Annotated in this window: 13 protein-coding genes and 1 tRNA gene; 10 read left to right on the top strand and 4 right to left on the bottom strand. The window is 52.0% G+C overall.

Annotated features, from left to right (window positions below; all coding sequences use genetic code 11):
* The first annotated feature begins 55 nt into the window (after window positions 1-55).
* Window positions 56-1,147 carry a peptidylprolyl isomerase gene (locus tag ACTHPM_RS21455; protein ID WP_440398105.1) on the top strand — a complete coding sequence of 364 codons (1,092 nt, stop codon included), beginning with the start codon at window positions 56-58 and terminating at the stop codon, window positions 1,145-1,147.
* 54 nt (window positions 1,148-1,201) lie between these two features.
* The gene (locus ACTHPM_RS21450) at window positions 1,202-3,724 is read left to right on the top strand and encodes a discoidin domain-containing protein (RefSeq protein ID WP_440398106.1); all 2,523 of its coding nucleotides are present in this window, start codon (window positions 1,202-1,204) and stop codon (window positions 3,722-3,724) included.
* A gap of 71 nt (window positions 3,725-3,795) precedes the next feature.
* On the opposite strand, the gene ACTHPM_RS21445 is transcribed toward ACTHPM_RS21450, so the two are convergent.
* Complete coding sequence (locus ACTHPM_RS21445; RefSeq protein ID WP_440398107.1) at window positions 3,796-4,605, bottom strand: histidinol-phosphatase; 810 nt, start codon at window positions 4,603-4,605, stop codon at window positions 3,796-3,798.
* A 152-nt stretch (window positions 4,606-4,757) separates the two neighbouring features.
* Between ACTHPM_RS21445 and ACTHPM_RS21440 the strand changes: the two genes are divergently transcribed.
* Together ACTHPM_RS21440 and fucU are read left to right on the top strand one after the other, a co-directional pair.
* Window positions 4,758-5,597 carry an AraC family transcriptional regulator gene (locus tag ACTHPM_RS21440; protein WP_440398108.1) on the top strand — a complete coding sequence of 280 codons (840 nt, stop codon included), beginning with the start codon at window positions 4,758-4,760 and terminating at the stop codon, window positions 5,595-5,597.
* A gap of 143 nt (window positions 5,598-5,740) precedes the next feature.
* The gene (gene fucU, locus ACTHPM_RS21435) at window positions 5,741-6,166 is read left to right on the top strand and encodes an L-fucose mutarotase (RefSeq protein ID WP_440398109.1); all 426 of its coding nucleotides are present in this window, start codon (window positions 5,741-5,743) and stop codon (window positions 6,164-6,166) included.
* Window positions 6,167-6,252: 86 nt separating this feature from the next.
* Here fucU and asnB read toward each other — a convergent pair whose 3' ends face one another.
* Window positions 6,253-8,097 carry an asparagine synthase (glutamine-hydrolyzing) gene (gene asnB / locus ACTHPM_RS21430; RefSeq protein ID WP_440398110.1) on the bottom strand — a complete coding sequence of 615 codons (1,845 nt, stop codon included), beginning with the start codon at window positions 8,095-8,097 and terminating at the stop codon, window positions 6,253-6,255.
* A 310-nt stretch (window positions 8,098-8,407) separates the two neighbouring features.
* On the opposite strand from asnB, the gene ACTHPM_RS21425 reads away from it, so the two are divergent.
* A complete protein-coding gene (locus ACTHPM_RS21425; RefSeq protein WP_440398111.1) occupies window positions 8,408-8,539 on the top strand; it encodes a hypothetical protein in 132 nt (43 codons plus the stop codon).
* Between the two features lie 107 nt (window positions 8,540-8,646).
* On the opposite strand, the gene ACTHPM_RS21420 is transcribed toward ACTHPM_RS21425, so the two are convergent.
* A complete protein-coding gene (locus ACTHPM_RS21420) occupies window positions 8,647-8,940 on the bottom strand; it encodes a DUF4870 domain-containing protein (RefSeq protein WP_440398112.1) in 294 nt (97 codons plus the stop codon).
* A 154-nt stretch (window positions 8,941-9,094) separates the two neighbouring features.
* Between ACTHPM_RS21420 and ACTHPM_RS21415 the strand changes: the two genes are divergently transcribed.
* Window positions 9,095-9,168, top strand: a tRNA-Arg gene (locus tag ACTHPM_RS21415).
* Between the two features lie 1,286 nt (window positions 9,169-10,454).
* Here ACTHPM_RS21415 and ACTHPM_RS21410 read toward each other — a convergent pair.
* Window positions 10,455-11,366, bottom strand: coding sequence for a serine hydrolase domain-containing protein (locus ACTHPM_RS21410; protein WP_440398114.1), 912 nt, complete (start codon window positions 11,364-11,366; stop codon window positions 10,455-10,457).
* A 543-nt stretch (window positions 11,367-11,909) separates the two neighbouring features.
* Between ACTHPM_RS21410 and ACTHPM_RS21405 the strand changes: the two genes are divergently transcribed.
* Genes ACTHPM_RS21405 through ACTHPM_RS21390 form a run of 4 tightly spaced genes read left to right on the top strand, consistent with a single transcriptional unit; the run spans window position 11,910 to window position 16,176 of the window.
* Window positions 11,910-12,626, top strand: a complete 717-nt coding sequence (locus ACTHPM_RS21405; RefSeq protein ID WP_440398115.1) for an alpha/beta hydrolase — start codon at window positions 11,910-11,912, stop codon at window positions 12,624-12,626.
* Window positions 12,627-12,647: 21 nt separating this feature from the next.
* Window positions 12,648-13,607, top strand: a complete 960-nt coding sequence (locus ACTHPM_RS21400; protein ID WP_440398116.1) for an ABC transporter permease — start codon at window positions 12,648-12,650, stop codon at window positions 13,605-13,607.
* A gap of 18 nt (window positions 13,608-13,625) precedes the next feature.
* Window positions 13,626-14,528 (top strand): carbohydrate ABC transporter permease, encoded by a 903-nt coding sequence (locus tag ACTHPM_RS21395; protein WP_440398117.1) that lies wholly within the window; start codon window positions 13,626-13,628, stop codon window positions 14,526-14,528.
* A gap of 52 nt (window positions 14,529-14,580) precedes the next feature.
* Window positions 14,581-16,176, top strand: coding sequence for an ABC transporter substrate-binding protein (locus tag ACTHPM_RS21390; RefSeq protein WP_440398118.1), 1,596 nt, complete (start codon window positions 14,581-14,583; stop codon window positions 16,174-16,176).
* Window positions 16,177-16,218 lie beyond the last annotated feature (42 nt).

Here is a 16,218-nt window from a genome sequence, read left to right as displayed (position 1 = left end):
GCAGCCTTTTCCTTTATCCGTAAGCGGACGTTCTAAGCGAAATGGAGGGAAAAGCATGACTTATGCAGGCTGGAAAAGCCATCCGGTAACGTGGTTTCCTGCGATCTTGGGAGCGGCGGCCGTTATCGCCGCCGTTATGGCCGTTAGCGCACACTTTAATTCGTCGGCAGCATCCCTGGAGGATGCGGTCATCATGACCGTCAACAGGCAGCCGGTAACCTTCGAAGCGTATCAGGCTGAAATGCAGCAGGCTAGCACGAGCATTTACAGCTATTTCGAACGGGAATACGGAGCACTGGCGGGTCCGGATTTCTGGCAAGACCATTACGGGGGAGAGAGACCGATCGATCGACTCCGGCAGAAGGCGGAAGAGGCCATCGTGAGATCGAGGGTGCAGTGGGGCTTGGCGAAAAAGTACGGCATCGTGAAGGATATCGGGTTTCTGGATCGGATGCGGCAGGAGGACAACGAGGACCGGCTGAACAAGCAGCAGAACGGGCAGGTCGTATTTGGCGTTCAGCAGCTGCGCGACCGGGATTACGAGGACTATGCGCTAAGCAAGGCCGTCATTGAATTGAAGCCCAAGCTGCTTGCGGAAGGCGTTATTTCGCTTGAGACCGGCGAACTGCGAACCCTTTACAAGCAGAGGAAGGAGGTATACAAGAAGCGGGATACGTTAGAGGTCGAGAAAATCGTTATTGGTTTGGCTGACCCGAAGGGACTCATCACGGACAGCTCGACGCAGGAGGCTCATCAGAGGATGCAGCAGGTTCTGGCGGATGCGGACGGAGGCGAGGCTTTCGACAACATCGCTGCCCGGTTAGGAAGAACGGGAAGGGTGGAGACGCAGCGATTCACGGATGAGAACCGCCGCATCGACGCTAATGCATATCCGGTTCTGCTAGAGGAGGCAGAGAAGCTGTCCGTGGGACAGGTGAGTGCCGTGATCGAAACTGGAACGGAGCTGACGCTTTTAAAGTGCGTCTCCAGGGTTCCTCAGGGCTACCAGTCCTTTGAAGAGGTGGAGGACCAATTAAAACTGCTGCTTACGGAAGCCAAATATCAAACGCTTGTAGACGAGCTGACCCGGCAAGCGGTCGTTACCCGGGATGAGAACCTGATTCTCCAAACCGGGTTGGCCACGTAATGCTGCGCTGCGTACAAGCTGCAAGCCATTTTACAAATGAAGGGAAGATGGGCGATGCATCGAAGCGTTCGCAAGCTTTTTGCATGGATGCTGGCATTTTTATTGGTTATGGGAACCTTTTCTGTAGGGATGCCTTCCGATCTGGCCCATGCCGCTGCCAATCAGACGTATTACGTCGATTCCTCCGCAGGCAATGACAGCAATGACGGGACCAGCGAAGCAAAGGCATGGAAGTCGCTGTCCAAAGTCAGCAGCATGACTTTCCAGCCGGGGGACCGGATTCTGTTCAAAGCCGGCTCCGTTTTTACGGGCCGCCTGGAACCGAAGGGCTCGGGGACGGCAGCGGCCCCGATTCAAATCAGCACGTACGGAAACGGGGCCAAGCCCGTGCTTCAGCCGGGAAATGACTGGGTGGAGCCGACCATGACCATGAACAATTACGTGAAGCGAAACGTGAAGGTCAACAGCGTCATTAAGCTGTATAACCAATCGTACTGGGAAATCGAAGGGCTGGAACTTTTTGACCCGAAGTATGAAAGCATTAATCCGATGAATACCGACGTATACCGCCGCGGCATATATATTGAGGCACAGGATGCCGGAGCCATCAAGCATATTTACATCCGGAACGTTCACATCAAAGGATTCAAAGGCCCGGACACGAATGAAGGAAAAGTGTCGGGCGGAATCGTCTATCACGTCCAGTTCAATCCCGACACCCCATCGCTTCGGCAGCCTACATGGTTCGAGGACATTGCCGTCAGCGACAGCACGATCGAGCATGTGAGCAGAACGGGGATCAAATTCCACTCGTCCTGGGTCAACCGGACGCAGCAGCCTGACGGCAAATTCCCTATTAACGACCAGCGGGGCATCGGTCCGTACACGCCTTCGCTCAATATTCACATTTACAACAACGTCATTCACGATGTCGGCGGCGACGGCATCATTATCCGCGATTGCAAGGACGTCATCGTTGAGCATAACACCGTATACCGGGCAGCCCTGGACGGCACCTACGCTGTCGGCATCTTCAACTGGAACTCGACCAACACGACCATTCAATACAACGAGGTGTACGACACGCAGCCAGCCGGGGATGCCCAAGGCATCGAGATCGATGCCTTGAACGACGTGACCTACGTTCAATACAACTACGTTCATAACAACGCAGGGGGCTTCGCGATGTGGTGCAATACGGATACCCTTCCGAGCTATGACGGCATCTACAGATACAACATCAGCCAGAACGACAATACGTCCCATGGGCTGATCCAGCCAAGGGCATCGATGAAAGGAGCCATGTTCTACAACAACACGGTTTACATGGGACCGGGTGTGGCGCGTCAGTTCGTGTATAACTACTCGGGCGGCCCGGATCATCAGGTCCAGGTATTCAACAACATCTTTTACAACGAAGGAACATTGTCCGATCTTTCATTCAGCACAGCTGCATTGAATTACAAATCGAACGTATATTACGGCTTCGCTTCGGTTCCGAACACAGATGCAACGGCTATCACGGCCGATCCGAAGCTGGTTGCGCCTGGCACCGGAGGAAGCGGCATCGGATCGACCGCCGGTTACAAGCTGCAGCCGGATTCACCTGCGATCAACACCGGCCGGTGGATCGCGAACAACGGCGGAAAGGATTACTTCGGCGGGCCGCTCTACAATGGCGCGCCGGATATCGGGGCGAGCGAATATACGGGCACGGCGTTCCCTCCCGCATCGCCGCCGGTAACAAGCGAGATTCCCCAGTCGCAGATGACGGCCAGCGCAACGAGCTTCCAGCCTGGCCAGTCTCCGCAGATGGCGATCGACTCCAATACGGGGACGAATTGGCATACGAAATGGGATCTCAGCAACCCCTTGCCTCAATCCATCACGCTTCAGCTGGGGGGAACATACCAGGTAGGCAGTCTTCAATATGTCCCGCGCCAGGACGGGAATTCAAATGGCAACATTACGGCCTATAACGTCTATGCGAGCATTGACGGTACGAACTTTACCAAGGTAGCCTCGGGGACCTGGCCGAACAACAGCACGCGAAAAACGGCAAGCTTTGCGCCGGTCAGCGCCGCTTACATCAAGCTGGAAGCGACCGCAGGCTCCGGAGGCTGGGCATCGGCAGCGGAAATTTCCGTGTTCAAGAGCGAGCAGGTGCCTCCATCGGCGATTACCGCGACGGCTTCGTCGTATGAGCCCGGTCATGAACCCGCAAAGGCACTGGACGGCAATACGGCAACCATATGGCATACGAAGTGGGACGGCACAGATACCGTCCGCGAGCTGATCTTGACGCTCGATTCTACGGTTCAGGTATCCTCGCTTCTGTACTTGCCCCGTCAGGATACCAGCGGGGCAGGGATGAACAACGGAAATATCACCTCTTACGAGATTTACGTAAGCACGGATGGCGCAGCGTACACCCTGGTTGCGAGCGGCACGTGGGCTAACGACCACGCGGAGAAAACGGCAGCATGGAATGGGATTTCCGCCAAATACGTGAAGCTGAAGGCAGTGGCGGGCACGGGAGGCTGGGCATCAGCCTCGGAGGTGAAACTGATGCGGTAGCATAATGCAAAGCAGACCAAGAACATTCGTCTCGGTCTGCTTTTTTTTTGCGGTGATTCAGGAGTGAGGGGTTATGCAAGCAGGCTTGCATCCAGCGGCAGCATGATCCGCTCCCGGTTGTGGAATACGGCCCACTCCCTGTACCCGATATCGAGGAGATGCTTGCGGATGTCGTCGAAATATTCGCCCACGCGGGCGGGCTCATGGGCATCGGAGCCGAAGGTGACTTTGACGCCATAATGAAGGGCGCGTTCAAGCAGCCATCCGTCCGGTACCCAGAGCTCATCGGAGGAATTGATCTCCATAACGATGTCATGCTTGGCGATCACCTGCAGGGTTTGATCCGCTGCTTCGGTGCGAAGCTCGGCATACCCGGGGAAATAGCGGTTCAGTGCATCTACGTGACCCAGAATATCGTAAAGGCCGGAGGCCGCCGACTGTGCGATATAGCGGTAGTAGGTTTCCTTTAGCTGCAGTCTGCCTTCAGGAGAAAGGCGCTCCCAATAATCGGCGTCATACAAGCTTACCCCGGCAAAATCATGGACGGATCCGATGACGTAATCAAAGGGATACGAACGGAGCATATGCTGATAAAGGTCATGGCTGTCCGGAAGGTAGTCCGCCTCCACGCCAAGCAGGACCTCGATGCTTCCCGCGAATTCTTTTTTCAGTGCCAAAACCTCCTGGACATAAACGGGAAATTCGCTTTTGGCCATGCTGGCTTCCGGAGAAGAATGATCGTCCTCCTCCGCGAAAAAGGGTGTGTGGTCCGAAATGCCGATATACAACAACCCTTTGTCCACGGCTGCTATAATGTAGTCGCGAACCGAGCCGTAAGCATGCCCGCAGCGGTTGTGATGCGTATGCAGATCAAATGTCATGGGAGAGCCTCCAAACGTTCTTTTTCGGTGCTTGCTACCCACTATACCTCATGATAAGATCATATTCATTCCATATAGGGCTGATTATGCCTGTTTTTCTACATATCTTATCTTGTGTTTTCTGTAACAGAAAAGCAGAGGGGCGGAGAAGGATGGAGACCAATTTCTATGAAGCTTCGTTGTTTTACATCGACAGGGAACGGAAGGTTCAATCGAGCATGCCGTCGCAGCATTATCATGACGGATACGAGATTTTATATCTGGTGTCCGGCGATATCTGCTATTTCATTAATGGCCAAGCTTATCAGGCTGTCAGCGGAGCCCTGCTCCTGGTCGATATGAACGAGATCCATAAGCTGGTGAACGCAAGCGGCGCAACCTTCGAAAGAATCACGCTGGAATTCAAAAAAGAGTTTTTGGATGCGCTCTATCTGAACGGACTACCCACCGATGTTATGAGCGTTTTTCGGCAAGGGCGGCCTTTCGTCAAATTGACGGGACAGGAAATGAGCTTTGTGGAAAGGCAGATGGGCCAAATGATTCTGGAATTCACAAAAAAGCCGGAGGGATATGAGGCATGCCTGCAGACCCTTCTGTTCCAGCTGCTGCTGTTCATCCACCGCAAGATGTCCTTATGTGCTGCCGCAGAGCAAACCGTGGTCCACTCCATTCACAAGAAAACGTTCGAGATCGTCGATTACATCAACCGCCATTTCGAGGAGCGGCTTACCATCGAGCAGATTTCCAGCCGTTTTTATATCAGCCCATCGTATTTTTGCAAAATGTTCCGGAAAAGCACGGGATTTACGTTCACCGAGTATGTGAACAATGTGCGTGTCAAAGAGGCCAAAGCGCTTCTGGCCGGGGGTACCGACAAAGTCGCAGTCATTGCGGAGAAGGTAGGCTTCGAGAGCCTCACCCATTTTGGACGCATTTTCAAAGAGCTGACGGGAGTATCGCCATTGAAATACCGTCAACAGCATAGCCCTTGAATGGAAGCTCGGACTTGTTGCCCGGGCTTTTTTCATGCCAGGATGCGACGGAATAAGGTTTAATTGACGGTTCGGGCAGGATTGCCTCGGACGATGTCGTAATTAGTAGATAAGAAATGTGGAGATGTAAAGGAGGATTCATTATGCTGAAAGGTATTTCCCCGTTGTTGTCCCCTGAGCTGCTCAAAATTTTGTGCGAAATGGGACATGGAGACGAAATCGTGTTTGCTGACGCGAATTTCCCTTCGGTTTCGATGGCGAACCGGCTCGTCCGCGCTGACGGCCACGGCATTCCCGAGCTGCTTGCGGCCACGCTCGAATTATTTCCGCTGAACCGGTATCTGACGCATCCCGTGATGCTGATGCAGGTGGTGCCCGGCGATCCGGTAGAGACCCCCGTATGGGATGTGTACCGGAGCTTGGTGGACCAAGCGGAAGCGGGAATTGAGTTCGCTGAACTTGAGCGTTTTGAATTTTATGAGCGTGCGAAAAAGGCTTATGCCGTCATCGCCACAGGCGAGAAGGCATTGTACGGAAATCTGATTCTGTCCAAAGGCGTTATCGCCTAAGAACTGCGAATTGCGAAGAATCGCATCCCGAAGCACAAAGAGCCCCGTCTCAGGAGAGATGGGGTTCTTTGATGGACGAAATCACTTTATTTAATGACGATATTATAGGTTTTCAGCCAGTTGTTCACCTGTGCCAGGTAGGCGAACAGCTGTGGCCCGGACATCAGCTGGCCGAACCAAGGCAGGTTGGAGGAAGCCTCGGGAGATGCGGCGATCTCGCGCACCTTTTCCTGGTTAATCAGCGGGAGAATCGGCGCAGAGGAATCATCAAGGATATCCAGCATTTGCTGTTTCACGGCGGTAAGGAAATCCGGGTTATGGGTTTTCGGATAGGGGCTTTTTTTGCGGTACAGTACATCGTCCGGCAGTACGCCTTCCAGTGCTTTACGCAGGATCCCTTTTTCGCGGCCGCCGGTCATTTTCATTTCCCAGGGGATATTCCATACATACTGGACCAGACGGTGGTCACAATAAGGAACGCGGACTTCAAGGCCCACGCCCATGCTCATCCGGTCCTTCCGGTCAAGAAGGGTGGGCATGAAGCGGGTGATGTTCAGATAAGACATGACGCGCATCTGTGCCTGCTTGCCGTCTTCGCCGCGCAGCTTTGGCACTTCGCGTACGGCATCGGCATACCGGTCTCCCAAGTAGTCGATCGGCCGGGTCCATTCGCGGATATCGGGAGCGAGCAAGCTTGCGCGCATCTCCGTGGCCACCGCCCAGGGGAAGGTACCGGAGTTCAACATGTCTTCACGGTGGAACCAGGGATAGCCGCCGAATATTTCATCCGCCGCCTCACCGGATACCGCAACGGTGGCACCTTTCTTGATTTCCTTGCAAAACAGGTAGAGGGAGCCGTCCACATCGGCCATGCCGGGCAGGTCCCGCGTTAAGGTGGAATGGTTCAGAGACTCAATCAGCTCCGGCGTATCGAACTCGATGTAGTGATGGTTCGTTCTTAGCTCTTCCACCATCCGCTGAATCCAGGGACCGTCGGCACCGGGCTGGAAGGCATGGGATTTGAAATGCTTGTCGTTGCCGACGTAATCGACCGAGTAGGTGTCGATCTGCCCCTGTCCGGTTCGGTTGTAATATTGAACGGCCAGTGCCGTCAATGCGCTGGAATCCAGGCCTCCGGACAGCAGTGTACAGACCGGGACGTCCGAGACGAGCTGACGCTCGAGCGTATCCTGGAGCAGCTCCCGAAGCCGCGCTGCCGTAGCTTCCGTATCGTCTTCATGCTGGTAGCTGTCGAGCTTCCAGTAAGCGTAGGACCTCAAACCGCCGCGGGTGAACAACATGGCATTCCCGGCGCGCAGTTCCTTAATATCGCGGTATACGCCCTGCCCGGGGGTGCGCGCAGGCCCGACCATGAATACCTCGGCCAATCCTTCCGCGCCGACGACAGGCTCAACCTTCGGATGCTGGAGCAGTGCCTTGGGCTCGGAGCCGAAAATCAGCGTGCCTCCGATCAGGCTGTAAAAGAAGGGCTTCACGCCCAGCCGGTCCCGTGCCATGAAGATCTGCTCACGCACGCTGTCCCAAATCGCAAAGGCAAAAATGCCGTTAAATTTGTCGACGCATGCAGGTCCCCACTCGATGTAGGAGACCAGCAGAACTTCCGTATCGCAATTCGTGCGGAAGCGGTGACCTCTTTTCAGCAGCTCCCCTTTGAGTTCTGCCGCATTATACAATTCCCCGTTATATACTATGGTGTATAAATCCTCATCATCGTATACAAGCATGGGCTGCGCCCCGTTTTCCGGATCAATGACGCTAAGCCTCCGATGGCCGAAGGCACATGGGCCCGAAATCCAGGTTCCATAGGCATCGGGTCCCCTCGGGGTCAAGGTTTCCGTCATTTTGGTGAGCGTTTGCGAATGCTGCGTCAAATCGCCGCTCCACTGAACAAAACCGGTTATTCCGCACATGACGGGTCATCCTTTCTTTTTGTCTTTTTATCCACTGCTATCCATCCCTGCTCGGGATACTGCCGAATTGCATTTGTGAAAGTGATACAGTTATATGCCGAAGATGGGCAGAAAATGTCTGTCCGAAGGCGAAGACCCTTTGAGGAAACTTGTCACAAGATAGGGGGATGCTGTCATGAACCTTTCATAGAACGTGGGTGTCTGTTCTCAATTTGAACGACGTTTCTCATTGGTTGGACGAAGCCAATAATTATGGCTTATAACGACTCGGCATACGTCCCATACTATCCTTCAGGGGGGGTGAGCGAAAGTGGCAAACACGTACAAAAAGACGAAAGGCAACAAGTATGCCCACCAGACTGAATTTGCTGAAGAGGTCCTGAGCAAAAACGACAAGAATATGGCTGTTCCGCAAAGCCCGCGGCGTTTTGGCAACAAGTAAACCAGTAACCCCTAAATGACAAAACCTCCGGTTTGCCCGGAGGTTTATCACTTGCTCTGCACCTGATTGATTGTTACATATAATGGAAGAGATTTATTTTTATGGACTTAGGCATACTCGCGCAAAACCTGAATGCCCTTAACGATATTGTAGATGAACGTCCCGAAATAGATGATGACGAACAAAAGGATATAGCCGAATACCGAGCCGGGATTGTCTGCTCCGAAGGTGAGAATCAGCAGGGGCACCGCAGCAGCGAATGGAAGGATATGCGATAGCAGCGCTCGCTTCGAATGCATGGCGACATAACGGTCTCCGGAAGCAATCCAAACGATCAAGGGAAAGAGGAATGGAGCAAAAAATATGCTGAAGTAGGATAATGCAGACAACAATTGACGCATAGCACACGCTCCTTTACAATGATGTATGGTGTTATCATATTACCCCCGGCTCCTTGCGATGATTCATTTTATAAAATTCCTCTTGGAATTTTGGAAGGAATCAGTTATAATAATAAACGCATCATTTTTAATAAATGAATTGCTTACATACTAAGTCCCAGTAGCTCAGCTGGATAGAGCAACGGCCTTCTAAGCCGTCGGTCGGGGGTTCGAATCCCTCCTGGGACGTCCAAAGCCACTCCTTGTGAGTGGCTTTTTAATTTCCTCGGAGGGATGAGAACCCACTGGGGTTCGTCGGAGCATCGGCATCGGGAGGGTACGCTTCGCAGTCAGCCCGCAGGGCTGTATCCCTCCTGGGACGTCATTAAAGCCACTCATTACGAGTGGCTTTTTAAATTTCCTCGGAGGGATGAGAACCCACTGGGGTTCGTCGGAGCATCGGCATCGGGAGGATAGGCTTCGCAGTCAGCCCACAGGGCTGTATCCCTCCTGGGACGTCCAAAGCCACTCATGTGAGTGGCTTTCTCGGAGGGATGAGAACCCACTGGGGTTCGTCGGAGCATAAGCATCGAGAGGATACGCTTCGCAGTCAGCCTGCAGGGCTGCATCCCTCCTGGGACGTCCAAAGCCACTCATGTGAGTGGCTTTGTTTGATCCTTCCTACGAAGAAGCGGAGCGGACGAATCAATTCTGAAGAAGCGGCAGCGCTCGCCTTTGCCCCCGAATTTTAACCCTTGAAAAAACATTCAGAAAATTTGGGGCAACAGCGATCGGAGGAATGATTCGTTAGCGGAGCGGTTTACCCACAAAAGCTTCTTGAAAGTCTCCACCGAGGCATTTAAAGCGTTGAGCGAAGTTGACATAGTTATATAACTTCTTACTCCATAACTTTAAGTTTTAGGGCAATACTCCTTCAAATGCGCGAATGGGGAGAAAAATGGATCGCAACTCCAAATGAATAAAAGCCAGTCATTCTCATACAGAATTGGCTGGCTTTAGTTGTCCCCTATAATAAGCCTTCAGTAATATGGTTATTAAACCAATCAACCACATTTCGTTCACTACTGGTATGACCACCATAAAATCCGAATTCCCTTTAAAAATAACAGAACTATTGTCGGCAATTTTCTCGGTTCCCATAAAGTTGGTAACTGACCACAAGCCTTCCTACACAGGTTGCCAATAGAGCAAACATTGCAGCGGCACCGTGTTCACAACGATGACAATAATTAGAGGTATAATAATCAAGACTGGAAGTAGCGCAGCCTGTAAGTCGTAAAAAGCCACCCCGCGGAGTGGCTTTTGCTTTTGCGTTTGGTTTTAAAACATCGAAGCAGCGGAGCAGGCGAATCAATCCCGAAGAAGCGAAGCGGTCGCCTTTGTTCCCGGATTTGAACATTGAATTTGATCATTCAAATAAATCCGGGAACAACAGCGATCGGAGGGATGATTCGCATGCAGAGCGTCAAACAACAGCGATCGGAGGGAGAGGAGCGTCCAGCACGGATTAAAACCTAAAGCAAAGGCAAAATCTCCGCCCACACCGCATCCAATATGCCTTGGATATTATCCTCCTGGCTGTTCACCGCAATGACGGCCTCTTTGCCGGGAATGACAATGCACAGCTGGCCGTGCGCACCGTCCGCGCGGTACGCCTCATGCCTGCACATCCAGAACTGGCAGCCGTATCCCTGACTCCAATCCGGGCTGCCCTGATTGTTGATCTGTTTCCGGGTCACGAAATCGATCCACTCCGCCGGAATGAGCGGCTTGCCTTCCCACATGCCCTTCTGCAAAAGCAGCTGGCCGAAGCGGCTCAGCTCTTCGTTGCTGATGGACAACCCGGCGCAGCCGAGCGTCACGCCAAGCGGGGAAGTCTCCCAGCTTACGTCGTGCATGCCGAGCGGCTCGAACAGACGCGGTGTCAGATAGTCCTTCACCGTTTCGCCGACCGCGGCCTGCACCAGCGCGGAGATCATGAACGTATCCCCGCTGCTGTATGTGAACATTTCCCCGGGAGACCTGTCCAAAGGCAGGGACATATAGTACTTTACCCAGTCCTTCTCCTGAAGAGAGGCTCGTTCTTCCGCCCACAGCGGAGGGGAGTCATGGCCTGAAGCCATACGCAGCAGATTGTAGAGCGTGAGCTCTCCCGGACGAAGGGCGAGGTCCTCGGACGAATTGTTCTTCGCATGCTCGGGAAATAAATCCTTGAGCTTCGTGTCCAAAGAAAGTTTACCCTCCTGAATGGCCAAGCCCACCGCCATGCATGTAAAGGATTTACTGACGGAATGCTGCAGCCTGCGTTCGTCCACTGTCAGATCCCATGTGGCCAGCGGCTCTCCCTTTTGCAGAACGCGGGCGGACAGGACATTCAAGTTCTGCGCGGCCACATGCTGCACAAACCCGTTCAATGAGATAGACATCGAAGTAACCTTCTTTCTGTTTCTGTTCTTCTTTTTATTTTATTGTCCTCACCCAATAGAAACGTTTCCATGATTTTCTTTACATCCTCGAATGTAGTACAATTCGGTTTTCATGTCAACCTTTACTTGGAAGCGTTTTCCTATCACAGTTTTGGGATTAAAAGGGTAAATTTCTGCGAAAAAGTGAACATTGCACCGGCACATGTCAGCAATTTCGAAATCATAGTTGACATGTTTTGTCACGAGGATTATGATGTTATCGAAACGATTCGAATTAATCGCTTACAAGGTGAAGAAAGAGACCGAGTTTATAATTTTATTACTTAAGCGTATAGGCTATAAGGCCACATGTTATAAGCGATAAGGCTTGATTTTTCTTCCTCTTCGTTTTTTTATGGAAATTAAAGAAACGTTTCGTTTCAATCCTGCGCTTCGATGGTATATATGTAGCAACTACTTCTCAGACCTACCGGAAAACGCTCAATATGAAAGGGGTTACAAATGGCGCATATCACGATAGACACAGGATCGCCTACTTTGCGAATGACAACAAGTGTCCATGTGGTCTCTCCCGTAGATACCGGCCAACCGACCAGCAGCACACTGTATCTGCTCCATGGCGCAGGCGATAACGCGAGTACATGGCACCGTCTGACGACCATTGAACAGTACGCGGCGAAGTATGGATGTACGGTCATCATGCCGGAAGCAAACCGAAGCTATTACACGGATATGGCATACGGACTCGATTACTTCTACTACGTGACACAGGAGCTTCCGGAAATTTGTGGTCGCCTGTTCCGGTTAGACGACAATCCGGGTCGGACTTTCATAGCAGGGTTGTCGATGGGCGGGTACGGAGCATTAAAGGCGGCACTGACATATCCGAAGCAATATGCCAAGGCGGTGTCGTTATCCGGTGTAACCGATATCCAGCAGCGTCTTCGCGATCCGAACATGGAACCGGGGATGGCGAAGGAGATGCAGGCGGTATTCGGGACGGAGCTTGTGATCAAGCCGGATCAGGATTTATATGCGCTTGCTGCGAAACGAATCGAAGAGGGCGGTTCACTGCCCCCGGTGCTGTGCTGCTGCGGAACCGAAGACCCGTTTATCGGGATGAACCGCGAATTCGCGGACTACATGCGGCAAACGCCGTTTGACTTCGAATACGTGGAGGGTCCGGGAACGCATGATTGGCTTTTTTGGGAAAAGCATTTGAAAACGGCTTTCAGCTTCCTGTTTGACGAAAAGAATTAAAGTAGAGTGAGGCGATGCAAATTGAAACCCGCAGCCTTAGGGCCTGACAAAAAATTAAAAGGAAGTTCGGGTTCCGGATCCTGGTACAAGGAAATCTGGAAGCACCGGATGACCTACACACTGCTAATACCCGGTCTGATCTGGTTGATCTTGTTCGCTTACCTGCCGATGGGCGGCCTATCCCTGGCTTTCAAGCATTACAAGGCCAACGAGGGCATCTGGGGCAGTCCTTGGGTAGGATTTGAAAATTTTAAATACGTATTTCGGGATCCTACCTTTGCGCAAGCGGTGTGGAGAACGCTGTACATTAATATCATCAAGCTCGTCATCACATTCCCATTCCCGATTCTTCTGGCCCTGCTGCTGAACGAGCTGCGGATGAAGAAGACGAAAAAGCTGTTTCAAACGGTATTTACGTTTCCGCAGTTTTTGTCTTGGATCATCGTTTCCGGGATCGTCATCAACGTTCTTTCCTATGACGGACTGCTGAACAGCGCTTTGCAGCTGTTCGGACTGCCGACGATCAATTTCCTCGGCTCCGAGAAAATGTTCCTGCCGATGCTGATTCTGACGGATGTCTGGAAATCGACCGGTTGGGGCGCGATTATCTTCCTGGCCGCCATTTCCGGGATCGACCAGGACCAGTATGAATCGGCGCAGATCGACGGCGCTTCGCGCATGCAGCAAATTTTCAAGGTCACGCTGCCGAACATTCTGCCAACCGTAACCGTTATGTTCATCCTGAATGTAGGCGGACTCATGTCTGCAGGCTTTGACCAGATTTTCAACTTGGCCAACGCGGCGACGCAAAACGTGTCCCAGGTACTGGATGTATATATTTACCGGATTACGTTCCAGTCTTCCACGGACTTCTCGTTCTCGACGGCTGTCAGCTTGTTCCGTTCGCTGGTGAATATGATTCTACTGCTGGCTGCCGACAGAGTGGCCAAATTGATGGGCGGAGACGGTTTATTCCGTTAAGGAAAGGAGTGCAAACAGATGAGTACCAAAGCTGTGAAACAGCATAAATACCGGGTCGGCAAAATGACGATCCTGGATTACATCCTCCTGGTGATGCTGATTATCTTGTCTTTGATGATTATCATCCCGTTCTGGAACGTCATTATGATCTCATTCGCTTCCCAAAAGGAATATGCGGATAATCCGATGATGCTGTTCCCGAAACATCCGACGCTGGAAGCTTACAAGGCCTTGTTCAATGACGGACGGATCCTTACGGGCTTCTGGAATACGATTAAGATTCTGGTGGTCGGGCTGCCGCTCAGCTTGTTCCTGACAAGCACGATGGCCTATGGCCTGAGCCGCAACAAATTCCCGGGCAAAAAACTGATCTTTTTCCTGGTACTGTTCACGATGATCTTTAACGGCGGGATCGTGCCGCTGTATCTGGTCATGAAATCGATGCATTTGACCGGCACCTTATGGTCCGTCATTCTGGTGGGAAGCTTCAGTGCTTTCAATATGATCCTGATGATGAACTACTTCCAGGGCCTGCCGGAATCGCTGATGGAGTCCGCAAGGCTCGACGGCGCAGGTGAATGGAAAATCCTTTTCTCCATCGTGCTGCCGCTGGCTGCGCCGATTATGGCGACCATAACGCTGTTCTATGGCGTCGCCTTCTGGAACGGATGGTATGATGCCATGATCTTCCTCCGAAAATCGGAAATGCTGCCGCTGCAAAATGTTCTGAGGACCATCATCGTGGAATCGACGACGAACGTATCGAACGCCGCGAGCGTCGACTCCCTCAACAAAGGCGGCTTCTCGACAGGGATGAAAATGGCGTCTGTATTCGTATCGATGGTACCGATTATGTGCTTCTTCCCACTGCTGCAAAAGCATTTCGCTAAAGGGGTATTGACAGGGGCTATCAAGACCTGATTAATGCAATAGATTTTTAATCCAAAAATCTGAACAACATGGGGGATAAAACATGAAAACGAGAAAGCTGCTTAAACCTCTTCTGGCTGTCGCATTATCGGCGGTTATGCTGACGGTTACTGCCTGCTCCAAAGATTCGGCATCTGGCGGCAACGAAAAGGACGCGGATGGAAACTACAAGGACAAACTCAAGATTTCCTTCGCGCAAACGACGGAACTGAAGGACGGCCAACTGAACAACGAGTTCCACAAGTTCTGGATGGACAAATTCAATATCGAATGGGACTACAACTATATCCAGTGGGATTCCTGGGCAGAGAAGCTTCGCCTGTGGATCAACTCGGGGGACCTGCCGGACGTAGCGAGCTGGAACTACGTGCATGGCGATTTCATGAACTACGTGGACCAAGGACTGTTGTATAAATTCCCTGACGACTGGAAGGAACGCTGGCCGAACGTCGCTGCAGCCTATAAGCTGACAGGCCTTGGCGACAAGCTGGAAGAACTGACGGGCGGCACATACATTCTGCCAAAACCGGTGTACTACCAGAACAAGCCTGCTGATCCGCTGGTGAACCAAATCGGCGTTATCGCGCTGCGCAAGGACTGGGCGAAAGCGGTCGGATTTGAACTCAAAGATCAGTACACGACAAGCGAACTCATGAAATACGCAGAGCTGATCAAAGAAAAGGACCCTGGCAAAGTGGGTTCGAAGCTTGTTCCAATGTCCTATAACGCTGACGACGCTTTGACCAACATCATCATGGCCAACAGCGAGCACTCCCGCGTGGAATCCGCATTCTATAAAGGCGAAGACGGCAAGTTCCACTGGGGTCCAGCAGATCCCGAGACGCTTACAGGCCTGAAATTGATGCAAAAAGCGTACAAAGAAGGACTGCTGAATCCGGAATTCTACACCTGGAAGAATAACGAAGGCAGCGACAACTTCAGAGTTAAAGGCGTGGCGGGCATTACGTCCCTCGGCGGCCTGGCTTCCTACAGACAAGACATGGATACGAATATGAAGAAAAACCTCGGCGTAAACAGCGATGATCTGGTTCATACCGCGATCGTTGTCGGCGACGACGGCAAGTATCGCAACCTGGAGCAAGTTAACTTCTGGTCGTCCCTGATCTTCTCGCCGAACATCAGTGAAGAGAAATTCGAGCGCATCATGGACTTGATCGACTACTCGACTAGCGAAGAAGGACAACTGCTCGTGAATATGGGCTTTGAAGGAAAAGACTGGAAGTATAATGAGAATAAAGAGCTGGTGAGCCTGCTTCCGGAAGGCAAGACGCTCGAAGAAAAATATCCTGCACGCTTTGAAGGCATGTACGTCCTGGGCGATGACTTCAGTGTCGTGAATCCGGCGATCAAGAAAGAATACCGGGATACGGCAGTGAAACATTTCCAAGACAAAGCGAAGCTGGGTAAAGAAGGCGGCAAGCTGGCTACGTATGACTGGGACGTTCAATTGTATGATTCCAAAGCCAAGAGCCAGGCATCTTTCGAGTACCAAAACGAGTATGCCAACCTGATTCTCCAAAATGGCGACTTGGAAGCGAACTGGAAGAAATGGGTACAAAGCAAGCAATCCCTCGTTCAACCGGTACTGGATGAATTGAACAGCAAATTTGCCAAGTAAGGATACCGCTTCAAACGGACCGGACGAAAGGTTATGCCTCAG

The sequence above is a fragment of the Paenibacillus sp. SAFN-054 genome (genome assembly GCF_051966755.1).
Classification (GTDB): Bacteria; Bacillota; Bacilli; order Paenibacillales; family Paenibacillaceae; genus Paenibacillus_AQ.
This window is presented reverse-complemented; position numbering and strand designations above follow the sequence as displayed.

What these genes read in the sequence shown, in the direction of transcription:
- ACTHPM_RS21405 (WP_440398115.1), top strand. Translation starts at nt 11,910, where the DNA reads ATGACAACAAGTGTCCATGTGGTCTCTCCCGTAGATACCGGCCAACCG.
- ACTHPM_RS21440 (WP_440398108.1), top strand. Translation starts at nt 4,758, where the DNA reads ATGGAGACCAATTTCTATGAAGCTTCGTTGTTTTACATCGACAGGGAA.
- fucU (WP_440398109.1), top strand. Translation starts at nt 5,741, where the DNA reads ATGCTGAAAGGTATTTCCCCGTTGTTGTCCCCTGAGCTGCTCAAAATT.
- ACTHPM_RS21455 (WP_440398105.1), top strand. Translation starts at nt 56, where the DNA reads ATGACTTATGCAGGCTGGAAAAGCCATCCGGTAACGTGGTTTCCTGCG.
- ACTHPM_RS21410 (WP_440398114.1), bottom strand. Translation starts at nt 11,366, where the DNA reads ATGTCTATCTCATTGAACGGGTTTGTGCAGCATGTGGCCGCGCAGAAC.
- ACTHPM_RS21450 (WP_440398106.1), top strand. Translation starts at nt 1,202, where the DNA reads ATGCATCGAAGCGTTCGCAAGCTTTTTGCATGGATGCTGGCATTTTTA.
- asnB (WP_440398110.1), bottom strand. Translation starts at nt 8,097, where the DNA reads ATGTGCGGAATAACCGGTTTTGTTCAGTGGAGCGGCGATTTGACGCAG.
- ACTHPM_RS21395 (WP_440398117.1), top strand. Translation starts at nt 13,626, where the DNA reads ATGAGTACCAAAGCTGTGAAACAGCATAAATACCGGGTCGGCAAAATG.
- ACTHPM_RS21390 (WP_440398118.1), top strand. Translation starts at nt 14,581, where the DNA reads ATGAAAACGAGAAAGCTGCTTAAACCTCTTCTGGCTGTCGCATTATCG.
- ACTHPM_RS21445 (WP_440398107.1), bottom strand. Translation starts at nt 4,605, where the DNA reads ATGACATTTGATCTGCATACGCATCACAACCGCTGCGGGCATGCTTAC.
- ACTHPM_RS21420 (WP_440398112.1), bottom strand. Translation starts at nt 8,940, where the DNA reads ATGCGTCAATTGTTGTCTGCATTATCCTACTTCAGCATATTTTTTGCT.